This is a genomic window from Bacillus crepusculi, from assembly GCF_014764715.1.
GTDB lineage: Bacteria > Bacillota > Bacilli > Bacillales > Bacillaceae > Bacillus.
In genome coordinates, this window is sequence record NZ_JACXXE010000004.1 from 207,777 (window position 1) to 232,681 (window position 24,905).

At 43.3% G+C, this 24,905-nt stretch carries 22 protein-coding genes; 3 read left to right on the top strand and 19 right to left on the bottom strand.

The annotated features are described in order from the left end of the window. Positions 1–95 precede the first annotated feature (95 nt). Together IEE86_RS09940 and IEE86_RS09945 are read right to left on the bottom strand one after the other, a co-directional pair. Positions 96–653, bottom strand: coding sequence for a shikimate kinase (locus IEE86_RS09940; RefSeq protein ID WP_191097076.1), 558 nt, complete (start codon positions 651–653; stop codon positions 96–98). A gap of 85 nt (positions 654–738) precedes the next feature. Next, complete coding sequence (locus IEE86_RS09945; RefSeq protein ID WP_191097077.1) at positions 739–1,512, bottom strand: IclR family transcriptional regulator; 774 nt, start codon at positions 1,510–1,512, stop codon at positions 739–741. A gap of 147 nt (positions 1,513–1,659) precedes the next feature. Here IEE86_RS09945 and IEE86_RS09950 point away from each other — a divergent pair, with 147 nt between their 5' ends. Beyond that, positions 1,660–3,018, top strand: a complete 1,359-nt coding sequence (locus IEE86_RS09950; RefSeq protein ID WP_224740911.1) for a hypothetical protein — start codon at positions 1,660–1,662, stop codon at positions 3,016–3,018. 238 nt (positions 3,019–3,256) lie between these two features. Here the strand turns inward: IEE86_RS09950 and IEE86_RS09955 are convergent, their stop codons facing one another. The 9 genes from IEE86_RS09955 to IEE86_RS09995 all read right to left on the bottom strand — a co-directional run bounded on the left by IEE86_RS09955 (position 3,257) and on the right by IEE86_RS09995 (position 13,160). Then, a complete protein-coding gene (locus tag IEE86_RS09955; RefSeq protein ID WP_191097078.1) occupies positions 3,257–4,570 on the bottom strand; it encodes an MFS transporter in 1,314 nt (437 codons plus the stop codon). Positions 4,571–4,616: 46 nt separating this feature from the next. Then, a complete protein-coding gene (locus IEE86_RS09960) occupies positions 4,617–5,819 on the bottom strand; it encodes a CaiB/BaiF CoA transferase family protein (protein ID WP_191097079.1) in 1,203 nt (400 codons plus the stop codon). A 126-nt stretch (positions 5,820–5,945) separates the two neighbouring features. Further along, positions 5,946–6,326: a cupin domain-containing protein gene (locus IEE86_RS09965; RefSeq protein ID WP_191097080.1), complete on the bottom strand. Its 381-nt coding sequence runs from the start codon at positions 6,324–6,326 to the stop codon at positions 5,946–5,948. A gap of 20 nt (positions 6,327–6,346) precedes the next feature. After that, on the bottom strand, positions 6,347–8,107 hold the full coding sequence (locus IEE86_RS09970) for a thiamine pyrophosphate-binding protein (protein WP_191097081.1): 1,761 nt from the start codon (positions 8,105–8,107) through the stop codon (positions 6,347–6,349). A gap of 26 nt (positions 8,108–8,133) precedes the next feature. Further along, positions 8,134–8,922, bottom strand: coding sequence for a type I 3-dehydroquinate dehydratase (gene aroD / locus IEE86_RS09975; RefSeq protein WP_191097082.1), 789 nt, complete (start codon positions 8,920–8,922; stop codon positions 8,134–8,136). A 13-nt stretch (positions 8,923–8,935) separates the two neighbouring features. Next, positions 8,936–10,369, bottom strand: a complete 1,434-nt coding sequence (locus tag IEE86_RS09980; protein WP_191097083.1) for an aldehyde dehydrogenase family protein — start codon at positions 10,367–10,369, stop codon at positions 8,936–8,938. Continuing rightward, positions 10,366–11,223: a citryl-CoA lyase gene (locus IEE86_RS09985; protein WP_191097084.1), complete on the bottom strand. Its 858-nt coding sequence runs from the start codon at positions 11,221–11,223 to the stop codon at positions 10,366–10,368. Before IEE86_RS09985 ends, IEE86_RS09980 begins: the two co-directional genes overlap by 4 nt. A 319-nt stretch (positions 11,224–11,542) precedes the next feature. Continuing rightward, positions 11,543–12,364, bottom strand: a complete 822-nt coding sequence (gene nadE / locus IEE86_RS09990) for an ammonia-dependent NAD(+) synthetase (protein WP_191097085.1) — start codon at positions 12,362–12,364, stop codon at positions 11,543–11,545. A 199-nt stretch (positions 12,365–12,563) separates the two neighbouring features. Then, the gene (locus tag IEE86_RS09995) at positions 12,564–13,160 is read right to left on the bottom strand and encodes a DUF1989 domain-containing protein (RefSeq protein ID WP_191097086.1); all 597 of its coding nucleotides are present in this window, start codon (positions 13,158–13,160) and stop codon (positions 12,564–12,566) included. Between the two features lie 79 nt (positions 13,161–13,239). Here IEE86_RS09995 and IEE86_RS10000 point away from each other — a divergent pair, with 79 nt between their 5' ends. After that, positions 13,240–14,586, top strand: coding sequence for an amino acid permease (locus IEE86_RS10000; RefSeq protein WP_191097087.1), 1,347 nt, complete (start codon positions 13,240–13,242; stop codon positions 14,584–14,586). Here IEE86_RS10000 and IEE86_RS10005 read toward each other — a convergent pair. The 6 genes from IEE86_RS10005 to IEE86_RS10035 all read right to left on the bottom strand — a co-directional run bounded on the left by IEE86_RS10005 (position 14,581) and on the right by IEE86_RS10035 (position 20,938). Next, on the bottom strand, positions 14,581–15,339 hold the full coding sequence (locus tag IEE86_RS10005) for a YqcI/YcgG family protein (RefSeq protein WP_191097088.1): 759 nt from the start codon (positions 15,337–15,339) through the stop codon (positions 14,581–14,583). The genes IEE86_RS10000 and IEE86_RS10005 overlap by 6 nt on opposite strands. Before the next feature lie 414 nt (positions 15,340–15,753). Beyond that, positions 15,754–16,383: a LysE family translocator gene (locus IEE86_RS10015; protein WP_191097089.1), complete on the bottom strand. Its 630-nt coding sequence runs from the start codon at positions 16,381–16,383 to the stop codon at positions 15,754–15,756. A gap of 103 nt (positions 16,384–16,486) precedes the next feature. Next, positions 16,487–17,674, bottom strand: a complete 1,188-nt coding sequence (locus tag IEE86_RS10020) for an MFS transporter (protein WP_191097090.1) — start codon at positions 17,672–17,674, stop codon at positions 16,487–16,489. Between the two features lie 54 nt (positions 17,675–17,728). Next, the gene (locus IEE86_RS10025; protein ID WP_191097091.1) at positions 17,729–18,775 is read right to left on the bottom strand and encodes a Gfo/Idh/MocA family protein; all 1,047 of its coding nucleotides are present in this window, start codon (positions 18,773–18,775) and stop codon (positions 17,729–17,731) included. After that, positions 18,772–19,638 (bottom strand): HAD-IIB family hydrolase, encoded by an 867-nt coding sequence (locus IEE86_RS10030; RefSeq protein WP_191097092.1) that lies wholly within the window; start codon positions 19,636–19,638, stop codon positions 18,772–18,774. The genes IEE86_RS10025 and IEE86_RS10030 overlap by 4 nt, the downstream gene beginning before the upstream one ends. Further along, on the bottom strand, positions 19,613–20,938 hold the full coding sequence (locus IEE86_RS10035) for a DegT/DnrJ/EryC1/StrS family aminotransferase (protein WP_191097093.1): 1,326 nt from the start codon (positions 20,936–20,938) through the stop codon (positions 19,613–19,615). Before IEE86_RS10035 ends, IEE86_RS10030 begins: the two co-directional genes overlap by 26 nt. Positions 20,939–21,047: 109 nt before the next feature. On the opposite strand from IEE86_RS10035, the gene IEE86_RS10040 reads away from it, so the two are divergent. Beyond that, entirely contained in the window at positions 21,048–22,037 is a 990-nt protein-coding gene (locus tag IEE86_RS10040) for a LacI family DNA-binding transcriptional regulator (RefSeq protein WP_191097094.1), read from the top strand. A gap of 52 nt (positions 22,038–22,089) precedes the next feature. Here IEE86_RS10040 and IEE86_RS10045 read toward each other — a convergent pair whose 3' ends face one another. Then, entirely contained in the window at positions 22,090–23,712 is a 1,623-nt protein-coding gene (locus IEE86_RS10045) for an L-lactate permease (protein WP_191097095.1), read from the bottom strand. Positions 23,713–23,755: 43 nt separating this feature from the next. Then, on the bottom strand, positions 23,756–24,703 hold the full coding sequence (locus IEE86_RS10050; protein ID WP_191097096.1) for an L-lactate dehydrogenase: 948 nt from the start codon (positions 24,701–24,703) through the stop codon (positions 23,756–23,758). Positions 24,704–24,905: the final 202 nt, after the last annotated feature.

A 24,905-nucleotide genomic window follows, 5' to 3' on the forward strand; every position in this document is an offset into this window, starting at 1 on the left:
TTTCTATCACGCTGAAAAGAAGACAAAGGGCTAAAATCAAGATCATTTTAGCCCTTTGTCAACAATCTGAAAGTCTACCCTAAACGGTAGACTTTTTATTTCGAGTATAAATCCCAGCCAAGCTTAAGTGTGTCCACAATATAATTAGCGACTTCTTCAGCCTCTAAATGATCTGTTTCCACTCTTGAGTTATGAAGGGCATAAATTTCTCTTCGCTCATCAAACAGCTCTTTCATCTCTTCGATCGTCCGGTTGTGAAGAACAGGGCGGTTTTCAATTAAAATATCAAGCCGCTGTTTCCAATTCTCCCAAGATAAATCGAGGAAAAGAACCGTACAATGCTTCAAGCAGGCGCGTTTGATTTCTTCCTGTTTGAATGCACCGCCTCCAAGAGACACGATCTTGAGCTGTGTATGTTCACATAAATGGACGATATAATCCTTTTCAGCCTGCCTGAAGAATGCTTCTCCTTTTTGCTGAAAGATGTCTGGAATCGTCATGTTGTACTTTTTCTCAATCTCCTGATCCACATCAATAAAATCTCTATATAGCTTTTTGGCAACGAGCTGCCCAATGGTTGTTTTCCCAACACCCATAAAGCCAATGAGGACAATATTCCGCTGTCTCACAGGGATTTCTCTATTGATTTTCATGGTCGTGACACGTCCTCCTTACGACAAGGAATGCTACATAATGTTTCTATTATATGATAAATGGATGGCGAAAAGATAGGCATTCTTAAAAATTGTGCTTGCCGGCGTAACCGAGCTGTTCCGAGAGCTGCTTGGCATGCTCTTTTACCTTTTGCTGCAATTGAGGAATAACCTCATCTGTAAACCTGTGAGTAGGACCCGATATAGATAAGCAGGCACGCACTTCGCCATGAATGTTAAAAATCGGTGCTGCTACTGCAGCTGATCCAACCTCCCGTTCATCAATACTACAGGCTGTATGTGTCTCAAGAATATGTGCACATTCCTTTTGCCAGTCCTCTCTCGTCATATGTTCAGCCTCAGACGTGAATACTTTCTGTTGAAACTCTTTGCTTTGGAAGGCAAGCAGGACCTTCCCACCAGCCCCTGCGTATAACGGGAGCTTCTCACCGACCTTCACCAGATGCCTAATGGATTGCAGCCCTTCGGCTTGTTCAATACAAACCCGATTTGTATGATCTAGCACATACAAATTGACGGTTTCCCTTGTTTCATCACGAAGGCTGTACATGAGCGGCTTTGCCAGCTCCCGCAATTTAATAGACTTTCCTGCAATGTAGCCGAGCAGGTAAAGCCTTTGACCGAGTCGGTATTTGAGTGTATCTTGATTTTTCTCCACAAAATGATTCATTTCAAGCGCCTTGAGCAATCTCGTTGTAGTGGACATTGCTAAATTCATTTCCTTTGAAATATCAGTTAACGTTAACTCTTGGCGTTCTTCACTAAAGCAATAAAGAATGTCTAAAGCGCGTTGAACAGTGCGCAGTCCTGATTCTTCTTTTGACTTTTTATCAGCCATGTTCATATTCTCCTTTTCCCTCTGATTTCTTATCGACATGAACAGTCAACTTTGCTATAATCCATTTTAAATGTTCCGTTAGAAGAAAACAAATTCCATTAGACGGAATCAAAACAATCAATGTTGTTTGTCGGAGGAGATGTTCTGATGTACGTGATGATTTATACGCTTCTGATTAGTTTTTACATCGTCAATCAACTATTTCCTGCTCCCATTCTCTCCTATTTTGTTGGTTTACTGGCTATCGCTTCGCTCACCATCTCTCTCAAGAAGGCGGCTGGGCTTTATTTGAAAACAGGCGCTGTTTTTCTCTCAGTTGGTTTGATATTATTCTTTTTGTCTGGTCAGCCTTTGCACACTTTTTTTCTCCATTTTCATTCCATGCTGGGCTTACTTTCTCTGTTTTTTATGCTGCCTTTTATTCATTCTCTCATACATGTTGGACACTTTGATACACAATTAAATAAACTGCTCACCTTACATACAACCAGTACAAAACAGCTCTATCGAAAGAGCTCATTTGTGACGCATATCCTTGGAATGTTTTTAAATATCGCCACCATTCCCTTACTCTATACATCTTTAAAGCCTTCACTGGCTTCTCTTAAAGAACATGTCAGGCAGCAGCTCTATACACGCAATCTCTTAAGGTCCTATGCGCTTTGCCTAAGCTGGAGCCCTGTTGAAGTGCTAGTGAGTGTGACCATTGATGCAACCAAACTGAAATATTATCAAATTGCTCCTGTTTCCTTTTGTTTAATGCTGATTGTATTGATGACCGATTGGATCCTGTTTTCTCGTCAGAGCAAGCGATTACCAGGTATCATTGAGCTCGAGAATACACATACCAATCCAAAGAGAATTAGACGAAAAACCCTTCAGCTCGCTTTTATGCTGCTGAGTTTTATCTCAGTCGTCTCGCTAGTTGATGTATGGGTTGGGAAAGGTTATTTATTCGCCGTTGTGTTAGCGATTATTCCATTTTCCCTCCTATTCTCGTCTATCATTAAAAAACGAAAACAATATGTCGCTGTGTCGGTTCCTCATTGGAAGGAACGCACGAGCCAGCTCTCCAATTATATGTGTCTCTTTTTAAGTGCCGGTTTCTTTGTCGATATGCTGCTCGTTACTGACAGTTTAAAGCCTGTCCAAGCATTTATTGTGAGTATATCAAGCCATGCGATCCTGGTTTATTGTGTCATTGGTTTATATTTTCTCATCACTGCCCTTTGCGGCTTCCATCCACTTGTGTCGCTTGCTCTATTAGTAAGCATGTTAGTACCTGTCATCCAAGAACTGCCCGCACTTCCTTTAGCGATTATGCTCATTACAGCTGGAACGTCGACTGTCATGTTTAGTCCATTTAATGTTTCCGTATCACTATTAGCAGATTTGATGAAGGTCAATCCTTACCGTATCACCCGATGGAATATCTGGTTTGCCAGCTTTTATATCAGCATAGGTATCATCTCCGCAACAGTCATCACCGTCATCTTTTATTCATAACAAAAGAGCTCATCACCAGGATGAGCTCTCAGCGTGTAGACAAACCCTCGCATTCTTTGTCAGCTCTGCGTTCCGGTGCTCACGAATGTCAAATTCGCTCCGCTCCGGTACTCTACCTTCCTAGACTTCAAAGGTTTTCATGTCACACTGAAAAGAAGACAAAGGGCTAAAATCAAGATCATTTTAGCCCTTTGTCAACAATCTAAGAGCTCATCACCAGGATGAGCTCTCTTTCATTCTATGATTTTAATTCGATCCGTTCAATTTTACCTACGATAAATATGTAGGATAACGCCCCGCCTAATGCCACAAGGCTGACAAATAAAATGCCTCCGTTATACGAGCCTGTCACAGATACGATCAAACCGATGATCAGCGGTGTAATGATCCCCGATAAATTAGCGAAAAAGTTAAAGACGCCGCCAGCAAGGCCTACCATCTCTCTCGGTGCTACCTCAGACAGCATGGTCCATGAGATATTTGACAGCCCTTGCGCGAAGGAAGCAATGGATAAAATGGTCAGTACAAGCGGTATACTTGTCGTGAAATTCGCCAACACGATGGTACTTGTCAGAAGCAAACCAACAACGACAGGCAGCTTCCTTGCCACATTGACAGATACACCCTTTTTGAGCAGCCAATCGGACACATAACCACCAAACAGCACCCCAAAGAATGCCGCAATATACGGAAGAGAAGCGGCAAAGCCTACCTTTAGAAACGCCATATTTTTCGCCTCAGCTAAATAAGTAGGAAACCACGTTAAAAAGAAAAAGAGTGTGGACGCCACAGAAAATTGACCAATATAGAGCCCAATCAATTTACGATATTTTAAAAGGGCGGCAAAGTCTGCCCATTTCAGTTTCTCCTGCGAGGCTACTGTCAGCCCTTCCCCTTGGCGAATTAACTCTAGCTCATCTTCGTTGATTTTCGGATGTTCTTTCGGTTCGTGATAATACTTATACCAAAAAAAAGCAAATATAATACCGAGCGCACCTGCAGTGATAAATACCGTTCTCCAATCGAAAGTGGTCATGATCCAAAAAAGAAGAGGAGTTGCAAAAGCTAGTCCAACATATTCTCCAGCGGTGTAAACGCCTGTAGCAAAAGCCCGCTCCCTTCTAGGAAACCACGTTGTCACAATGCGGTTATTGGCAGGGAATGCTGGAGATTCTGTAATGCCAATAAACAAACGGCAGCCAAATAAAAAAGCAAAGCTGTTTGCAAACGCCTGTAAACCAGTGAAAATAGACCAAGTAATGAGTGAAATACCATACGTAACCTTTGAGCCAAATTTATCAAGAATAAAGCCGCCTGGTATTTGCATGGCTGTATACGTCCAGCTAAACGCAGAAAAGATCAAGCCCAATAATGCAGGATTTAATTGCAGGGAAGATTGAATAGCTGGAGCAACAATTGACACGCTGGCTCTATCAATATAATTAATGGCCGTAATAAAAAACAACAGAATCAATATACCAAAACGGGCTTTCGTCGGTTTAATATAAGCGGGCTGCAGTTCGTTCCCCTTCAGTTCTGAATGCACTTTCATAACCATCCTCCTTTGTTTCCGCACTGTGCGGATCGGTTGAGCGTCCTTAAATAACCCCTTTGTCCTCTAATTGCTTACACTCTTCTTCTGTCATTCCGAGCATGCTCGTTAAAATCTCATAATTATGTTCGCCTAAATCAGGCGCAATATGGCGGATACTGCCGGGTGTTTTTTCAAACTTCGGAATAATGCCTGGCACTTTCACTTTTCCAAGCCTAGGATGATGAACTTCGACGATATTTTCTCGTTCTTTGAATTGTGGATGTTCAAAGATATCCCGAATGCTAAGAATTGGACTCACAGGTACACCATGCTTATCTAAAATATCCAATACCTCATCCCTTGATTTGGATGCAATCCACTTCGAGACAATGGCATCCATTTCATCGTTATGCTTCAGCCTCGCTGCATTCACGGAGAATTTTTCGTTTTCTAATAAATCTAATCGATTCATCGCCTCTGCCAGTCGATTAAAGGTTGAATCTGTACTAGTTACCAGGACAAGATAATGTCCATCCTTTGTTTCGTAAGTTCCAGCTGGACTTGAATGACCGCTTAGACCTGGTGAACGTTCGCGTACCTTGCCAAGCTTGTCATATTCTGCAACCAAAAACTCCAGCATACGGAACACAGACTCATAGAGGGCTAGATCGACCATTTGCCCGGTACCTTCTGGGTGTGTATCCCGATAATACATAGCTGTCACAGCGGCAAATGCCACATAGATACCTGCAATGTAATCTGTTAGTGAAAAGGACGGACTGACTGGATGGCGATCTGGAAACCCTTGAAGATACGTAAAGCCGCTAAACGCTGTCGCAGGTGTCCCAAACCCCGCCTTGTTTTTAAATGGGCCTGTCTGTCCATAGCCCGATACACGAATCATAATTAAACGGGGATTGATTTCCTTTAATACATCGTATCCAACGCCCCATTTTTCAAGTGTTCCTGGACGGAAATTTTCGATAATCAAGTCAACCTGCGCTGCAAGCTTTTTAAAAATATCCTTCGCTTCTTCTTTGTGAAGATCGAGTGTAAGAGATTTTTTGTTTCTTGAAAGTCCTGACCACCTTAGCGGTTCACCCTCCGCAAAAGGACCAACATGCCGGAGTGTATCCCCTTTTCCAGGGATTTCAACCTTGATGACCTCTGCTCCAAAATCCCCCAGAAGGACCGCGCCATAGGGTGCAGCAATCATGGTCGAAACATCTAATATTTTGATTCCTTCAAGCGGTGTATTCTTATTCATGCGAGACTTCCTTTCCTACATGTGATAAAGGGCTAAAAGATGCTCATTTTAGCCCTTTGCCTTCATTACCTAGCGCCAAAAACGCCATAAATTGAGCTTTTGGCACAGGATATACAAGGGTTCATTTTAATCCTTTGGTAGCTGTCCTTGTGGTGTATACAGCCAAATGAGCCATAAAGGTTCATCCCCCGTATTTACATGCTGATGCGAGACACCATCTGGAATAAACATAAAGTCATTTTCTTTAAAGGACTGTCTTTCTCCATCACAAATGACTTCGCCAGACCCCTTAATCACATAATCAAATTCCTCTGAACCTGGATGGTTATGAACAGAGCTTGCTTCCCCCGGCTCAAAAATAGTGAGACCTGCCATCATATGCTCTGATCCGACCGTATCTGGTGTAATGGTCTGAAACACTTTCCGAACCATTTGCTCTTCAGGATGATCTAAACCTAGCCATAATGGATGCCCATCTTTAAACGGATTCAATACTTTAATTTTCATTGATAATTCCTCCCTATTCTTTAATTCACACTGACATGTGAGCGTTTTGTATTTGGTGAATAAATATCATTGATATTCCAATGCCCATCAGTAGGCACAGGATCATTTTTCATTGCCACATCAATCACACACGGCTCTTGGGATGAAATGGCCTCAGCTAATGCCTCTTTGAATTCAGCAGCACAGGTAATTTTTATTCCTTTCATTCCATAACCTCTAGCAATGGCGGCGAAGTCCGGCGAGTAGCTTTCACCATCTTTTCTAAAGACAGTGCCGTAAGTCGTTTCATAATGCGCCATTTGTAAGCCGGCAATCGTTCCAAACGCACTGTTGTTCATCACAATCCACACAACTGGAATGTTTTCTTCCACAGCTGTTGCCAGAACCGACGGATTTTGACCAAAACCGCCATCTCCAACAAGTGACACAACGACACGATCCGGCTGCGCTACTTTGGCTCCAAGTGCTGCGGGCGCTCCGAATCCCATCGTCGCAAACCCACCTGGTGTTAAAATTGTACCTGGCGTCAATACGGGGAATTGCTGTCCTACCCCGTTTTTATTCCAGCCAACATCCGTTGTAATAAAAGCATCATCAGGCAATACTTCTCGTACTTCCTGCAAAATGCGCTGCGGCTTCATCGGGAAAGATTCATCGTGAATATTCGTCAAATTGCTTTCGCGAAATTCCTCACGATAAACTGCAATTTCTTTTTTCAATTCAGGGCGATCCAAACCTTCAGGCAGCCTCTCTCTCGCTACACGGTTCAGCACAGTTAATGCCTGCTTTAGATCAGCTACAGCTCCAATTTCTACTGGATAATTCCGTCCAATTTCATTCGGGTCAATGTCAATATGGATCAGCTTGGTGGCAGAGAAGTTGAACGTATAATCCGATTCCCACGAACTTGCATCTGCTTCAGCAAAACGAGTTCCCAGTGCGAGAATGTAGTCCGCCGCTTTACACTGATCGTTGATGAACTTTGTGCCCCAAAACCCAGTCATTCCAAGAGTCATTGAGTGGTCATCAGGCATCGCTCCTTTCCCCATTAAGGAATGGGCAACAGGAATACTGAGATGTTCAGAGAATGCCTTTAATTCCTCTGCAGCATCGGCTAGTAAAATGCCTCCTCCTACATATAAAAGTGGTTTTTCGGCCTGCAATAATCGATCCATGATACGATTTGCCGTATGATCATCAATGGATGGTTTTTCTATTTTTTGTGTATGTTGTTCCATCTGTTTAAATAGGGCTACATCTAAATCTTTTGAAAATACATCCATTGGAACTGAAATGAGCACTGGTCCAGGACGTCCACTTTCGGCTAACTGAAACGCTTTTGACAAAATCTCTGGGAATAATTCTGGGATGTCGACTCGCCATGCTCTTTTTACAAACGGTCGATAAATTTCATATTGAGAAGCATCGGAATGAAGATTAATCTCTTGATGTGGGTGCTTTCCGTAGTAATGACTTGGGACATCGCCTGCAATAACAACCATCGGAATGGAATCGAGGGCAGCATTCGCTACGCCTGTTGCCGCATTTGTAAGCCCCGGACCTAAATGGCTAAGAACGACAGCTGTCTGTTTCTTCGCTCTTGCATATCCATCTGCCGCATGTGCAGCAATCTGTTCATGTCTCACATTCACAAATTTGATGCTGCTTTTTTCAAGTGCTGAAAGAAAAGCAATATTCGTATGACCACAGAGACCGAAAATATGCTCGACTCCCCGGTTTTCTAAATACTGAATGACCTGTGTTGATATATTCTTTTTCATATTTCTCTCCTCTCATGGTGCAGCAGCTACGACTCTACTACACAATCATTCTTTGAAAACAAGACAGACAAAACGGTATTCAAATCCTGTATTGCAACTTGACCTGGTGCTGAGCTTTCCTTCCCAACAGCAAAGGTCATCACTGATCCAAAAAGTCCGCCAACCATTCTTGTAAAGGCTCCATACTCTCCCATTGCCATTGATATCATGGGTACCGTCAATTGCTTTTGAGCCTCATTGGTCGCTACGAGCAGCTTTAATGCATCCTCATATGAATGCGGCATCACAGCGATCTTTGCGATGTCTGCGCCAACTGATTCTGCATTGACGAAAATTTGCACGAGACGATCCACCTCAGGTGTACGGTGAAAATCATGATAGGACACAATCAAATTCACACCACTATTCTTAGCCGCCTGACTGACTTGCCGCATATGTTTGACATCATGCATCAATTCATAATCAATCGCTTCCACACTTTGGGATTCACAAAGTGTGACGAGCAGCGACACTTTGTCTTCCTCTGAGAGCGATATATGTTCACCACCTTCTTTTTCAGAACGAATGGTGAATAAGAATGGAATTCCATGAGCCTTGTCTTTCATACACTTAAGGGTTTCTATTACACGTTCTGTGTCATTTAGATGTGTAAAAAAATCAGCTCGCCATTCAATCACATCAGGCTTTTTTTCAGCTAATACCTCTACCTCACGAAGTAGTTCTTCCTTTGTTTGACCAATCAATGGGGTGCAAATCATTGGCTGACCGCCCGCCTGCACTGTTTTCAGCTTGTGCTGAAATACATTTCCATCCATACCTGCTTCCCCCTTATATACCTTCTGGAAGAACGATCATTTTGGTTTCTGTCATCTCTTCAATAGCGAAACGTGGACCTTCTCTTCCAATACCACTTCGCTTAATACCGCCATATGGCCAATGATCCAATCTGAAATTCGATGTCCCGTTAATGATCACGCCTCCGGTTTCAAGCTCTTTCGCTGCGTGTAATGCCACATCCAACTGGTTCGTAAAGATCCCGGCTTGCAATCCGTAGCGACTATCATTTGCTTCTTGGATTGCTTCATTCAGATCCTCATAAGGGAGGATGCAGACAACCGGACCAAATACTTCCTCACAGACAACTTTTGCCTGTTTCGGCGGGTTTAGCAAAATGGTTGGTTTCACGCTTGCTCCATTTCTTTGTCCCCCAGAAATGATGCTAGCGCCCATGTTCTCTGCTTCCTCTATCCAAACTTCTACACGTTTTGCTGCCTGTTCATCGACCATACAGCCGATATCGCTTTCACTTGACAGCGGATCTCCCACGATGAGCTGATCTACTTTTGCTTTTAGTGTCTCAGTAAAAGTTGTCAGGATTTCCTTGTGGACATAAATTCGTTGAACGGAAATACAACTTTGACCAGAATTACTGAAGCCCGTTTTCGCGCAAAGGGATGCAGCTTTTTCAATATCCGCATCATGATGGACAATCGTGGCCCCATTTCCACCAAGCTCTAGTAGTACCTTTTTCAATCCAGCGGAGTTAGAAATATGCTCCCCGCCGGCTGCGCCTCCGGTAAAAGAAACAAGGTTTGTTCTTTCATCCGTTACCAATTGTTTTCCTGCATCAACTCCGCCGATAATGAGCTGTACACTTTTTTCAGGGAATCCTGCTTCAAGCAACAGTTTGACAAACGCTGTGGCAACCGCTGATGTTTGCGGGGCCGGTTTTAATATAATGGCATTCCCTGCTGCAAAAGCAGGACCGACTTTATGACAAATTAAATTAAGAGGTGCATTAAAAGGGGTAATCGCTAATACGACACCGACTGGCACTTTAAATGTCATCGCCATTGCTCCTTGGCCACGTGATGATACATGTCCAGGAATAGTCTCACCTATTAATCGATTGGCCTCTTCGGCTGATTGCACTAACGTTTCAATAGATCGTGAGACTTCATCTCTTGTGTTTTTGAGCGGCTTTCCTAATTCTAAGGAAATCAGTTTAGCGAAAGATTCCTTTTGTTTTTCTAGTAATGTGGCTGCATTCTTTAATAGAGTCGAGCGCTCTAACGCTGATATCTCTGCGATTTGTTTTTTGTATTTCTGGGCATGAGAAAGTGCTTGTTCTATATCTTCTTCTGACGCTAAAATGGATGTGCCGATTGTCTCTCCAGAGTATGGATTGACAATGTCCTCTTTTTCACGGTTTGCCTCCAGCCAATCTCCGCCTATATATGACAACGCTTTCAATTCACTCAAATTGTCTCACCCTCCTTCAAATGCCGTGTACCATGTCCCGCATAACGAACCAGTCTTTCTTCATTTGGACAAGGCCCCTTTACGAGGGCTCCCCTTGTTAGCTCCTCATACGCGTGCGCCACAATGCCCATCCCTCTTGATAAAGAAAAGATGCCTTTGGCTGCTTCAGCCGGGATGTTTAATTCACATTGAATTGCAGCTGATACGCCATCTATGTTCATCGTTATTTTTTTCCCTTTTCGGTTTTCAAGCTCGTGCCTAATTGCCTCTGCTAACCGCAAGTAAATGCCGCTAATATGACCTTGCTCGACATATGTCTGACTCAATTCATATAAACGGCTCACCCGAGGATCATCATCATGTAGCTGATGACCGATACCTGGTATCTTGACTTTACGGGCTAACCAAGCCTGACACACTTGCTTTGCCGCACTTTTCACATCTTTGTTTTCATCGTAGAGTGATTTTGCCTCGTACAGCATACACATCGCCTTTTCGCCGGCACCGCCGTGAATATCACCTAATAGATTCATCCCTGTCGCTACCGAGGAATTAAATGAAATGCCACAAGTTACGGCCATTCTTGCTGCTGCAATAGACGGTGCTCTTGGTCCATGGTCTGCACCTGCGACAAGAACACTCTCAAAAAGGGCAGCTTTGGCATCGTCCAGCAATTCTCCGACAAGCAATAAATAAAGCATCTGTGGATATGACAATTCGCCAATGAGCTCTTCAATTGGATACCCTCGTAGCTCAATTGAGTTTTTCTGAATATCACTAATCTCAGTCTCCCACCAAGCGCCCCCTTCTTTGTATATTTCCAGTGCACTGCGATTTTTCATTGTGTGACTCATCCCTTTAGCTTATTTTTGGAGATAGAACGCTCTTTATTCCGTCTAGTGGAATTTGATTTCACTTTTCGGAATGTGCTTTTATTGTAAGCGCATTCGTTTTTGCCGTCAATCTTTTTTCTGAAAATACAGTCATTTGGTGATAAATTAAGTGAATCGAACTAATGATTTCACTATCTTATCCAAAAATTCTCCTTCTTTTTAGTAAAACAGACGTAAGTATATCGTTCTACTAATTTAATGAAACATGTTCTATTCATTCTGTCAAATTCACCTGAAATAAAAAAACCTCTCCATTAATGGAGAGGTTTCCGTCATTTACTTATTTCCACCAGTCATCAAACATAGAAGCTGGTACTTGGCGTTTATGCTCTGATTGAACATAGCGTTTTTCAATCGCTTCAGCCGCTTGATCAGAAACTGATTTCCCTTCTAAATAATCATCAATTTCATCGTACGTAATACCGAGTTCTGTTTCATCTGTTTGCTGAGGTTTTTCATCCAGTAGATCGGCTGTCGGTTTCTTTAAGTACAGGCGTTCAGGTGCTTGCAACGCTTCTAGCAGCATCCGGCCTTGGCGTTTTGTCAGACCTGTGAGCGGCAGAACATCCGCACCACCATCACCATACTTCGTGAAGAAGCCAGTTACTGCTTCTGCTGCATGATCTGTACCGATAACAAGCAATCCTTCCTCACCGCCGACAGCATATTGCGCGATCATTCTCATGCGTGCTTTGACATTCCCTTTATTAAAGTCAGACAATGGGCTGCCTGTTTCCTTTTGATATTGATCACTGAATGCCTTCACCGCAGGCGCAATATCGTATTTCCATGACTTGTCCGGCTGTATAAATGACAGAGCGAGCTGAGCATCGTCTTCATCCTGCTGCACGCCGTGCGGGAGGCGCACCGCAATAAAGACCGCATCTTCTTTTCCTTCTTGACGCAGCTCACTTGCAGCAAGCTGTGCAAGACGGCCAGCAAGCGTTGAATCCTGTCCGCCGCTAATGCCGAGAACGAAGCCTTTTGCTCCGGTTTTTTTCAAATATTCCTTTAGAAATCCAACCCGTTTTTCGATCTCCTGCTTTGGGTCAATTGAGGGCTGCACATGCAACTCTTGGCTGATCTTTTTCTGCAAACTCATACACTTTTCCTCCTAAGCATCCTCTACATGAAGAGAACAGGTTTTACTCTCTCAATGAATTGATTTGACAACGTTTTTTGAATCTTCATTATAGCATGTTTTCATGAAGGATATTTTGTTAGACGTTCCCCTTTTTCTTAAATGATCAAACATTCACAAGTGAAAGAGACCATGTCTTTTTTGACTGGTCTTTCCTTTTTCAATCAATTTCTACCCGTATGGGTGTACAGCTTGCGCCATTGCACTTTCCAATATCTGCAGGGCATGCAGACACCGCTACAATAAGGTCCATTTCGGCACGCAGACGAATATAATCACCGGGGAGCGATTTTGGCAGTTCCACAGACAGCTTTCCTTTTTCATCAATGACCGTATTCATAAAGGCATTAAAAGGATAGTACATATCCTCCTTTGGGATACCAAATGGCTCAAAGGCAGTCCGCAGATTATCGTAGCATGTATGCATTACCTCTAAATGCGTCCGGCCATATAAAAGCTGATACATTTCTTGCCGGCAGGCAGGCATGTATAAATCATGGCATTCCACTGTATCTTCAATGACTGTAAACATCGGTTTATATAAATTAGAATAGAGCTTATCACCTTTTTTCACTTTAGACGAGAACAGGCTGTCCATTGTCGCGCCTTGATCAAATTTTTCATAGAAATCCTTTTCATGATAAGCCATTACATCTGCTACTTGCTGTCCTTCGACATCGACTACTCGCATACATTGGCCTTTTCCTAAGCGAAAGCCGTGTCCATCCTTTGGTAAAATCACGTATTCGCCGTTCATCACATGCACTCCTTTCCATGACAGTATGCCCAAAACGTCCCCTTGATCATGTATAAAAAAAGGGCGCGGTTACAAGCTAATGTCATTGAATTGGAAAGGTGTTGCACGTACATTGAAAGAACAATCTTTATCTTGGTGGCAGCTTTCTCTCATCGGAGTCGGCTGTACAATCGGCACTGGTTTTTTCCTTGGTTCCAGCATCGCCATTACAAAGTCCGGTTATTCCGTCTGTATTTCATTTTTGCTTGCGGCGGTTGGAACCTATCTCGTCTTTAAACATTTGGCGGCGATGACAGCTGAAAACCCTGATAAAGGGTCATTTTGCTCCTATGCTCGGAAAGCATATGGGCGCTGGGCAGGCTTTAGCAACGGCTGGGTGTATTGGTTTGCAGAAATGCTCATTACAGGAAGTCAGCTAACAGCGATTTCTCTTTTTACCCGACACTGGTTTCCATCCGTTCCACTGTGGGTGTTTTCGGCGATATATTCCGCTCTTGCCCTGCTTGTGATTATCATTGGGCTGTCTTCTTTTCAAAAGACTGAAAATGTCCTTGCGGTGCTGAAAACTGGAGCAATCCTGCTATTTATGATCCTAGCCGTTCTTGTTTTATGCGGCATTCTTACAGATCATAAACCGGACCTTCATCTACCAAACAAAGATCACGAATGGATGCCCCTTGGCCCGCTTGGTCTTTGGAATGGCTTGATTTACGCATTTTATGCATTTGGGGGAATTGAAGTCATGGGACTGATGGCCGTTCATTTAAAGAAACCGAAGGACGCCGCAAAATCTGGACGTGTGATGCTATTGATTCTTGCTGTCATTTATATCGTCTCCATCGGACTTGCGCTTTTGCTTGTTCCAGTGACAGCCTTTAACGAAAACAGCAGTCCATTTATTACATCATTAGAGCCCTTTCATTTGTCGATCTTTCTTCATATCTTTAATGGCATTTTCATTATTGCCGGTTTTTCTACATTGGTTGCTTCTCTATATGCAGTCACCACACTGCTTGGCACGATGTCGGAGCATCAAGATGCGCCTGCTTGTTTTAAACAAAAAGACCCCTTTCATGTCAGATGGTCTTCGATTATCTTAACTGCTGCTGGATTAATTGTCTCGATTTTACTTGCACTGTTTTTGTCCAAACACATCTATGAGCATCTCACAACAGCAGCCGGCCTTACCCTTCTGTACACATGGGTATTCATCCTGTTTTCAAGTAAAAAGCTATCAAAGCCATCTACTCGCCAAACGTGCGAAATGATTCTTGCGCTGCTCTTAATTGGAGCCGCCGTTTCAGGCACATTGACAGAGGAAAGCGGGCGACCAGGCTTTTTTATCAGCATTGGGATCATTGCAGTGATTGCCCTCATGGTGCTATTTATGAAGAAAAAGTGGAAACAGGATCAGACCGCATCATAATTTCATCATGTTTTTTAATGCAGTAAATGGACATTTGGCGGAGGCTGGTTTCTCCGCCTCATCATCTGAGAGAAAATATTGTTTCCATTCATGATTTGTTGGATCACCATACCATTTTAATGATGAATGAATGCTGACCTCATCATACGCTTTGAGCCGCTTGCGAACGAGCTGGCTCATTTTTTGTCCAAACTTGGTCGAACCATTCAATTTCTCAAATACCCATCTAGGCTGAAATGCCATCATGACATAAGGGAAATGGCGGCTTTTTCTAAGTTTATGAGCTGGTGTGGAACACAAAATAAAATACGCTTCCCCATGAAAGCAATATTCCCACTCATGATGATGAGGGTCTGGTGATATCTCCTCAGGCCATGGCATTTTATCCTTTTGGTGCAGTCGTTGAAGCAATGACCAAAACTGCTGCTCAAACTCTTCAAGCGGGCTTTCCTTTAAGTCCTGCGGCGTTTCAAAAAAACAGATAAGTGAAGCATATTGACCGGTTTGTTTCGCACAGCTTTGATATTCTCTAAGCAGCTGCGCTAATTCTTCAACAGCTTCTTCCTTTCTCGGATCACCAACAAATCCATAACGCAAATGATCGAGAAAAAATCCCTGTCTTCCGGGTACACAAGGGAATGTATCTGCCTCATCTCCTACCATCTCTCCAAATTGTGTGAAAGCATCCTGCTTCCATTCTTCTAATGATCGTAGATTTTGATCAAGGCAACTTTTTGCATACAGCTGGACCATTTCCTTCCACCTCGTTTTAGCGTCTTCTCCATAGCCTATGAGGAAAAAAGGCTGTGGTGACTGTCCCTAAGCGACTTTCCTTGCGCATTCACAAGATGGATTTTCTGGTTCCATTGAGTTAATGATGTATGTTCAGACGAATGTATATAACCGGCATACTGCTTCTTTTAATAGAGCGCTTTTGTATCACTCCTATGAGCGTTTTTTCATCAATAAGACGGAATCCAACCCCCAATAAATAAGGGCTGCGAAAAAGCTGAACAAATAGACTTTGTAGCTAATAAACACAACAAGTCCATAATCAATCCATAACGCCAAAGCCATTTTATATCCTACCATTATTCAAGAATGTTCCATCTCCATCAATCCTTACAAAAAAACAGACTGATACATTCAGTCTGTTTTATAGCCCTTCTATCCAATGAGCGCCATGATGCCTTGATATCCAAAATAAGCACCGAAACCGAGTAAAGATAGACCTGCAAGAACCGATAAACCATGAAGGACCCGTTCACTTAAATAACGCCTAAACGTACTAGCGAGCAGCGCCATACAAAAATCCCATATCAGCATGCCGATAAAAATAGCCAAGCTGTACATCAGCATTTGGGAAGCTCCATACTTTTCGATCGTATTGGCCAAAATACTGCCATAGATCCCGAGCCAAAATAAAATACTGAGCGGATTGGAAAGAGAAATGACAAACCCTGTCATGAACGAATGACTGAACGACGTATTTCCTCCGTCCTTCTTCAGGCTCTCCTGCAAATTGATTTTACGCAGACTCTCAATGCCGGTATAGGTCAGAACGAAAAAGCCGAACAGCCACAAAAAGGTTTTCACAAGAGGTGCGGTCAAAAGCTGGGCGACACCAAAATAAATGAGGAGCATATAGACAATATCCGCAGCCATCGCTCCCAAACCAAAAATCCACGCGTGCCAAAATCCACTTTTGATCCCTCTGTCAATTTGGGCTGCATTGACTGGCCCAACAGGCGCTGAAAGTGCCACCCCTAAAAAGATATAACCAAAAAACACCGCCACATAGACGTCCTCCTTTTGATGCTGACTTGTACATATTATTCAAATACTCGGTGTTTTAGTACAAGTCCTTTGGGAAGTAGCGTCACACATGGCTGAAAACCAGTTACCGATCCGCTTTCATCACCGACTGCTGCGGGCGCACCCTTTCTTTTTTCTTAGAACGATTCATTTGAAGGGCAGCCCCAAACAAAAGAACAGCTAAGAAGGCGAAAACAAAGACAGCACTTGCCGCTCCTGCCCATTCAAGACTAAATCCAATGAAAAAGGACAAGCAGGCGCCGCCCAAGCTCGCGGCTGCAATAAAGTAACTCGTTGCCTCGTCGATGGCATTTTCAATCATTAATGCAGATGCCGTCAGTGCGATTGGAAACATGCCAGCTGCGCACAGGCCGATGAAAAAGATGAGAATCAGTTGCGCGGCTATGTGGGTTGTCAGCGCAAATACAACGAGCAGCAGAATCATAAGAGCCGCACTTAGCTTTAAAAAACGCAGCGGATGCAGCTGATCCGCCTTTCTCGCAATCACGGTTCTGCCGATGACAATGGCCGTCCAAAAAGTAGAGACTGCAAAAAGGCCCCAATTTTCTCCCCCTTTTTCCAGCATGATCGACGGCAAAAAGTTCGCAAAGTTCGTTTCAATCCCTGCGTAAAAAAAGGCAAAGCAGATCATGAGCACAACAATCATTCGACTATTTCGATCAACAAGTAAGGACGGCTTCCTCATCTCTTTAGAAGGAGCATCCATCTGCCCATGAGGCAATTTGTTCATAAAGATCAGCCAGAGTATCAGAAAAAATGTCAGCGCACCAACCTGAAATAAAAACACATATTGCCACGTCTGTTCTGTGACGGTCAGTAGGATCACAAGTGGAAATAACAGCGCACCTAATCCAAAAAAGACCTCCATGATGCTGATTCGCTTGGCACTGTTTGCCATCGAAATCACATACGCCCCGGCCGTTGTCTCAAGACTACCAGCACCGCTCCCAAGAAAAAAACCTGCCAGCACAAGTGTTGTCCAGCCCGGTACCAAAAGTCCAAGGAGAAGCGAACCGATCATCAACAAAAGACCCATGGTCAAAACAGCGCCATAGCCTTTTTTTCTCACAAGAATGGGGGATAACAAAACACCTGTTAAAAAACCAATAAACTGAAAAAAGATTAAAGAAGATAATTCCCCAGGACCCTTATCATAACTAGATAGCAAATAAGGAGTTAGGCTGCCAAAAAACACATGAATGGTCCCAATAAAAAAATAAAAAACACAGCCAAAATAAAACACTTTTTTCATCTTTTCACTTCCTCTAAAAAGGAGCGGAGTCATGAAATCCTCCGCTCCACCTCTTTAATATGCCTGTGCAGACACGACAGCTTCTTCCCTCTCAAAGCACGTATTGAGCGCAGCCTGCGCGCGATATCCATCTTCAAAATCAGCCACCTTCATATGAGATGGGTATGGATCTGTATTCACCCAATGCATCAGCTGATCACGGAATATATCAGACCACCCGTAAAATTCATTTGGCGGGTCAGTCAGCAAGGTTTGCGGCATTTGATGACGCTCCACACACAAGCCATCGCTGATCTCATATTCGTTTTTCATGTTCGTATGGTATTTGAATACCTTGTCATGTCCAACGACTTCTACACTAAATCCGCATTCCTCAGGCTGCGTGCTTTTGGATGTCACCAAATGAAAGAACACTTGATTCTCCATTTGACCGAAAATTTCGGTATGATCATCCACCTGTACCTTTTTCTCTTCTTTTTCCTTTACATGTGTCAGCATCTTCGTGTTAAGTGATTCTTTTTTCATTTCACTGCCAAATAAGTACCACAGCATATCGATCAAATGAATGCCAAGATCCCCTAGTGCACCACTCGTGCGCAGACTCTCGCCGCTGTCTCTCCATGAAAATGTCTTTCTTCTTAGGGCACTGTTTTTCTTAAAATGAGTTCTGACTGTCAAAATGCGGCCTAATTCACCGTTGGCAATCAAGTTCTTCAAAATATTCACAAAGGATAAGTAACGATAGTTGAAGCCTATACTGGCTTGAACCTGGAACTGTTTGGCTGTCTCCACCATTTCCTTCGCTTCCTTCAGCGACACAGCCATCGGTTTTTCACATAAAATCGGCTGTCCTGCTCTTAGCGCCTGAAGGGCATGGTCCTTGTGACAAAAATTAGGGGAGGCAATGATCAACCCGTCAGATGCATCCGCTAGCGCATCGATACTTGAATACACCCGTCCGCCGTACTGTTTAATGAATCCCTGTGCAACCGACTCGTGCAAATCATAGACACCAGATAATTCTGCACCTTTGATCGTTGATAATGCTCTTGCATGTGCTTTTGCAATATTCCCTGCTCCAACAATTCCAATTTTCTTCATGAATGTGCCTCCTCATGTTTATACATCACTGTTTTCAGTGTTTCATAGATTCCTTTTGCATACCCATGATGACAAATTTGGTGATGGTGCCGTTTGGCTTCGGCCGTTGCATTTTGGACGAGGAACCCGTGTGTGACGGATTGAAGCATCCGCAAATCGTTCCCACTATCACCAAAGGCAAAGCCTTGATCTTTTGATAGATCATATTGGTTCAGCATAAAGCGGACAATTTCATCCTTACCTGTCCCGACAGGTAAAAAATCGACATCATAGCAGTCCGCAGGATCTCCTGCGAGCGGATTGCATTTGTTGATGTTGACCGCCACCCCCCGCTCTTTGGCAAGTGTTTGGATGAACGATAGATGATGAAGGTCTGTCCGTTCATCCTGCTCCTGATAATAGAAATTTTTCTTATACCCTGAGCTACCTAGCTGCGTTTGCGGCCTGAGGGTAATCCCCTTTTCACGTACGGTTTGCAGGATGGATTCAATTTTCTCATCTGAAAAGCCCTGCGCATCCAGCCGTTTCATCCATTCCGCATCTGGCTCTCCAAAGCAAGCATCTGATGTATACACAATTTCAGTCCCTAGGTTCGACGCGATGAAATGTGGGAACTGATGAAAACCGCCTTTTTCCATTTTACTCGTGACAGAATCGAGGCTGCTTCCCGTCACCCAGCCCAGCATAAGCTGTCCTGCTTCGCTCTTTTCTGCCACAAAGGCTTCCAGCCGCTTGACATCCTCTCTCTGCTCCTCTGTCATCCCGTGAGAATAATAGGTTTCATCAAAGTCACAGAAGACGATCCACTGCGGATTCTGCGGCTGATGCAGAAGCTGTTTATTGAATGGAAGATTTGATAACATGATGAACCCCCTCGATGACCTTTTCCTGATCCTGTAGCGGCATGCCTGGATACAGCGGCAAGTGAAGTAATTGCTGTGCTGCTTTTTCTGTATGCGGAAGCGATGTTTGTTTATACTTTTTAGAAACAAGATTTGTTTGATGCTGATGCGATAGAATAGGGTAATAGACATCTGTCTCTATGCCCATCTCCAGCAATTGCGCTGCCAGCTCATCTCTGTCTCCTTTCAGCACCCTGATCGGGAATAGATGCCATACATGATCGTCCGTCAGCTTCGGAAGCTTCAAGTATCCTTCATCCTCAAGCGTTTGCAGCTGATCCATGTATCGCTTTGCTAAGTAAAAACGTTTAAAGTTTTGCAGACCTAAATACTTCATCCTTTCTAGTCCGATCGCTGCCTGCAAGTTATCGATCTTGGAATTAAAGCCGTAGTCACTGCGTTTAACATTTTTCTTTCCAGGCTCAAAGCCGTGATAGCTGATCTCGATGCATTTTTCGGCTAAGGCTTCATCATTTGTGGCAATAGCCCCTGCCTTTCCGCAGACTCCGAGATTTTTGTATGGATTAAAGCTGAGAACAAGTCCATCTCCATAAGCCCCAAGACCACTGCTGCCAATCGCCTGACAGCCATCCTCAATGATTTTCAGACCATGTTGTTTCGCAATTGCCGAAATGGCCTTCATATCCGCTTGCTTTCCATATAAATGAACTGGAAGAATGCATACTGTTTTATCTGTGATATGCTTCTCAATTTCACTCGGTGCCAGGCAGTAGGTATCTGGGTCAATATCGGCATAGACTGGAACAGCTCCAATGGCAAGCACTGCATTTTCTGTTGCAGCAAAGCTATTCGCTGGCAGAATGACCTCGTCTCCTGGATGGACACCTGCTGATATGAGGCTGATCATGAGGGCATCTGTTCCACTTGACGTGGCAATGACATATTTTTTCCCTAAGTACTCTGCGAGCGTTTTTTCAAACCTTGGAATATATGGACCTGAAGTAAAACGACCTGAACTTAATACTTCCTTCAGCACCTGCATAATATCATCGATCTCATCCTCTGAAATAAGTTTATCAACCGGCAGGAACGGTATCTTTTTTTCCTTATTTTGTTTATAATGGAAGAGAATTTTTTCCAAACCTATGCGCTCAATATCTTGCTCAAGGAACGTCACCAGCTTTTCATTCGCTAGATGCTTTTCAACTGAATCAGACTTTACTTGAACACCTTGATTCATCATATCCAGCAACGGTAGATAATCCTTGCTTTTACCTGATATCTTCGTCAATATTTGCATGCTATTCCCTCCAATTAATCAATTCCATTTGTTAATATTTAACTTGTTTCACATTGTAAATGATGTTATCGGTTTCAGAACAATAACTTTGTGTAAAGGATTTGTTAATATGTGTACAATTTATGAAATTGCCAAGCGTTGCGGGGTTTCGACCACCACTGTTTCTAGGGTGCTGAATCATCATCCATATGTGTCAGAGGAAAAGCGGCAGCACATTTTACAGGTGATGAAGGAAATGGAGTATACACCGAGTTCAGCCGCTCGCACCCTTCGTTCACATCAGACAAAAACCATTGCTGTGTCTGTCCCGGCGGTGGACCATCCTTTTTTTGCACAATTGATTAAAGGCATTTCAAAGGAAGCTCTAGATCAAGGATATAAAGCCATCGTGCTTCAGACGTTTTACCAGGAATCACTAGAGCTTGAAGGGCTTCAATTATTAAAAAGAAAAGAAGTAGATGGTGTCATCTTAGGAGCATTAGAAAATCAGTGGGAAAAGATCGAGCCATTTTTAACAAACGGCCCCATTGTGATGGCGAATGAATATCATCAAACAGCAGACATCCCGATTATTGGATACGATGAGCGTGAAGCTGCCTATAAAGCGGTTGACTACTTGATTCGGTCGGGGCGTAAATCGATTGGGTTTTGCTTTGATACAGAAAGCAGTGAAGCGCAGAAACAGAGGAGGCAGGGCTACCTTGATGCGCTTTCTGCTCACGGTTTGCCGTTAAATGAAGCTTGGCTGTTCGGGCAGGCCTTTACCATTGAAGACGGCTTTCGTTTAATGAACTTGATCCATGACATGCCGGATACACCTGATGCCATTTTCACCGGCAATGACCAAGTCGCAGCAGGGCTCATTAAACAGGCCATTTCATACGGTTATCAAATCCCTAAGGATCTAGCAGTGATCGGCTATGACAACCAAGACATTTGTGAGGTGACAGCTCCAACGATCACCACAATCGACATCCCGATCGTAGAGCTTGGCCAGCGGTCTGTGCAGCAAATGATCGAGCTCCTACAAGACCAAAAACCATTACAGCGTGACCATATCCAGCTACCTACACGGCTCGTGACAAGAGAATCTACATAAACAAAAAAAAGACTGAGAAAGCTCTCAGTCTTTTTTAAATCAATCTATGAACCTATACAAATTGAGCAAGAATGAATGTCCATACACACACAATGCCGAGCAGGATGAAGCTGTACTTCACGGTCTTTTGAAAGAGCTCAGATTCTTTACCTGTTTCTCCAACAGCTGCTGTAGCGATGGCGATTGATTGTGGAGAAATTAACTTCGCCATCACACCACCGGTCGTATTCGCCCCGATTAACAAACCTGCCTGTGAACCAATTTGAGAAGCAGTGACCGCTTGAAGGTTACCGAATAAGGCATTGTTACTCACGACAGACCCCGTAATAAACACGCCGATCCACCCAAGCACTGGGCTGACAAGCGGGAACAAATCACCTGTTTTGGCAAGTGCAAGCCCAATAGCTGAACTTAGTCCAGCGAAGTTCGCCAAGTTAGCAAAGCCCATCACAAAACAAATGGTAAGAACAGGCACCCAAAGCTCCTTCACCGCTGCTTTTAAGCAGGCAGCGCCTTCTGTTAATGTAATATGTCTGCTAAACAACCCTGTCAGCATCACTGCAATCAAAATGGCGGTACCTGTTGCACTGATGACATCTATTTTAAAGATGGCATCTATAGGTGTTTCTGTTTGTGCAATGGGTGGTAATTTCACAATTTGCTGATGCAGAAACGGCATTTTCACTAAAATCGTCGTCCAGTTGAGCGGGCCGCCTACAGCAAACAATGCTTTAAATGCTGGCAGACTCCAAACCGTAATAACGGCGGTTAAAATATAGAACGGAGACCATGCTTTCAGCACTTCAACGCCACGATACGTTTGCTTTTGTTCAATCGCTGGCGCTCCTTCTTCTCGATAAATGTGTTTTGGCTGCCATTTTCGAAGAAATAAAGTCAAAATGCCCATACTTGCTAAGGCAGAAATAATGTTGGCAAGCTCAGGACCCATCGTCACCATTGTGACAGCCTGTAAAATGGCATAGCTTCCACTCACAACAAGCAAGGCTGGCAGTGTTTCTTTCATTCCTTTGAAGCCATCTACAATGAGTATGAGAAGAAAAGGAATACAGAATGAAAGAAACGGGATCGTATATACAAGGGTTTGAGATAATGCAAGCGGCGTCATATTGCCCATTTGTGCCCCTGTAATGACCGGGATGCCCACTGCACCAAATGCGCCAGACGCAGCATTCGCAATTAAGCAGAGCATCGCAGCTTTCAGCGGTTTAAACCCAAGCTCTGTCAAGAGAGCGGCACTGATCGCAATCGGCACACCAAACCCAGCGGCTCCCTCTAAAAATGCGTTAAAGCTAAAACCAATTAATAAGAGCTGAAGACGTTGATCTTGAGAGATTCCTGCAATACTAGAACGAATGACATCAAATTTTCCAGATTTCACAGCAATTTTATAGAGCCATACCGCCATGATGACGATATATCCAATCGGCCACAGCCCACTAGATATACCGAGCAGCACAGCAGATAGCGCCTTTTCAACTGGCATATGAAAGAAGAAAACAGCTGTAACAAAACTGACGATTAAGGTAAAACAAGCGGCTAGAACACCTTTTAACTTAAATACGGTTAATGCAAGTAGGAAAAACAAAATCGGAAGCATTGCCACCAATGCACTGACGAACTCATTACCAAACGGATCATATATTTGCTGCCACATAGTGATTCATCCTTTTCTGCTCAGATAGGTTGCCTTTGATTGCTTAAAAATGAGGAGCCAAAATCTCTTTTAACACATTCACACTGTGTGCGAATTTTTCTTTTTCTGTGTCGTTCAGTGCAAGCTCCATCACTTCTGTTGCGCCATTTCGATTCACAAGGGCAGGTACTCCAATGTAGACATCCTCTGCTCCGTACTCTCCATCTAAGTAAGTGCTGACAGTCAAAATGCTGTTTTCATTGTGCAGGATTGCTCTTGTGATGCGGGCTAAACTCATGGCTACGCCGTAGTAAGTGGCGCCCTTTTTCTCAATGATTTGATAAGCAGCATGACGGACATTTTCCATGATGTCATCTAAGTCTTCTTGTTTGTATTGATCATTTCTCTTCATTAATTCTGTAATCGGTACACTTCCGATATTCGCATGACTCCAAACAGCAAGCTCTGTATCCCCATGCTCTCCAATGATGTACGCATGTACGTTATGTGCCGCTGCTTCAAAATACTCACTGAGCATATATCTAAATCTTGCGGTATCAAGAGTGGTCCCACTGCCAATCACTCGTTCTTTTGGAAGTCCACTGAATTTCCAAGTTGCATATGTCAAAATATCAACAGGGTTTGTGGCAACTAAGAAAATACCATCGAATCCGCTTTTCATCACATTGTCTACAATGCCTTTAAATATATTTAAATTTTTCTCAACAAGGTCAAGTCTCGTTTCACCTGGCTTTTGGTTCGCACCAGCACAGATACACACAATATCTGCATCCTTACAATCCTCATAATCTCCATACCACGTATTCACAGGATGCGGGGCAAATGCTTTCCCGTGGTTTAAATCCATGACGTCACCTATTGCTTTGTCTTGATTCAGATCAATCACAACTAATTCATCTGTAATTGCTTGATTTATTAATGTAAAGGCATAACTGCTGCCGACAAAACCTGCTCCAATAAGTGCTACTTTGTTTACTTTCTCGTTTGTCATTTATCTCATCCTCCTGAGTAAAACTAGGTTGTTTTTGTATGTGAAGTATTTCACATTATTATTGTGCAACACTTCACAAACTTTTGCAAGAGGGTTGCTCAAAAAATATATGTAGCGAATTTGTGAACACACTTATTGTGCTTTCAAAGCGCTGTCTCCATACATTATTTCCACAAGAAAAAAGCTGCCAAACAATTGCCGG

Excerpts from the sequence above, each read along its gene's own strand:
- IEE86_RS10050 (WP_191097096.1), bottom strand. The coding sequence starts at position 24,703 with ATGACAAACGAGAAAGTAAACAAAGTAGCACTTATTGGAGCAGGTTTT.
- IEE86_RS10020 (WP_191097090.1), bottom strand. The coding sequence starts at position 17,674 with ATGAAAAAAGTGTTTTATTTTGGCTGTGTTTTTTATTTTTTTATTGGG.
- IEE86_RS09995 (WP_191097086.1), bottom strand. The coding sequence starts at position 13,160 with ATGAACGGCGAATACGTGATTTTACCAAAGGATGGACACGGCTTTCGC.
- IEE86_RS10035 (WP_191097093.1), bottom strand. The coding sequence starts at position 20,938 with ATGCAAATATTGACGAAGATATCAGGTAAAAGCAAGGATTATCTACCG.
- aroD (WP_191097082.1), bottom strand. The coding sequence starts at position 8,922 with ATGGATGGAAATGTATTTCAGCACAAGCTGAAAACAGTGCAGGCGGGC.
- IEE86_RS10045 (WP_191097095.1), bottom strand. The coding sequence starts at position 23,712 with ATGTGGCAGCAAATATATGATCCGTTTGGTAATGAGTTCGTCAGTGCA.
- IEE86_RS09945 (WP_191097077.1), bottom strand. The coding sequence starts at position 1,512 with ATGGCTGATAAAAAGTCAAAAGAAGAATCAGGACTGCGCACTGTTCAA.
- IEE86_RS10025 (WP_191097091.1), bottom strand. The coding sequence starts at position 18,775 with ATGAAGAAAATTGGAATTGTTGGAGCAGGGAATATTGCAAAAGCACAT.
- IEE86_RS09950 (WP_224740911.1), top strand. The coding sequence starts at position 1,660 with ATGTACGTGATGATTTATACGCTTCTGATTAGTTTTTACATCGTCAAT.
- IEE86_RS09960 (WP_191097079.1), bottom strand. The coding sequence starts at position 5,819 with ATGAATAAGAATACACCGCTTGAAGGAATCAAAATATTAGATGTTTCG.
- IEE86_RS09970 (WP_191097081.1), bottom strand. The coding sequence starts at position 8,107 with ATGAAAAAGAATATATCAACACAGGTCATTCAGTATTTAGAAAACCGG.
- IEE86_RS10000 (WP_191097087.1), top strand. The coding sequence starts at position 13,240 with ATGTCATTGAATTGGAAAGGTGTTGCACGTACATTGAAAGAACAATCT.
- nadE (WP_191097085.1), bottom strand. The coding sequence starts at position 12,364 with ATGAGTTTGCAGAAAAAGATCAGCCAAGAGTTGCATGTGCAGCCCTCA.
- IEE86_RS09940 (WP_191097076.1), bottom strand. The coding sequence starts at position 653 with ATGAAAATCAATAGAGAAATCCCTGTGAGACAGCGGAATATTGTCCTC.
- IEE86_RS09985 (WP_191097084.1), bottom strand. The coding sequence starts at position 11,223 with ATGAGTCACACAATGAAAAATCGCAGTGCACTGGAAATATACAAAGAA.
- IEE86_RS10030 (WP_191097092.1), bottom strand. The coding sequence starts at position 19,638 with ATGTTATCAAATCTTCCATTCAATAAACAGCTTCTGCATCAGCCGCAG.
- IEE86_RS09965 (WP_191097080.1), bottom strand. The coding sequence starts at position 6,326 with ATGAAAATTAAAGTATTGAATCCGTTTAAAGATGGGCATCCATTATGG.
- IEE86_RS09955 (WP_191097078.1), bottom strand. The coding sequence starts at position 4,570 with ATGAAAGTGCATTCAGAACTGAAGGGGAACGAACTGCAGCCCGCTTAT.
- IEE86_RS10040 (WP_191097094.1), top strand. The coding sequence starts at position 21,048 with ATGTGTACAATTTATGAAATTGCCAAGCGTTGCGGGGTTTCGACCACC.
- IEE86_RS10005 (WP_191097088.1), bottom strand. The coding sequence starts at position 15,339 with ATGGTCCAGCTGTATGCAAAAAGTTGCCTTGATCAAAATCTACGATCA.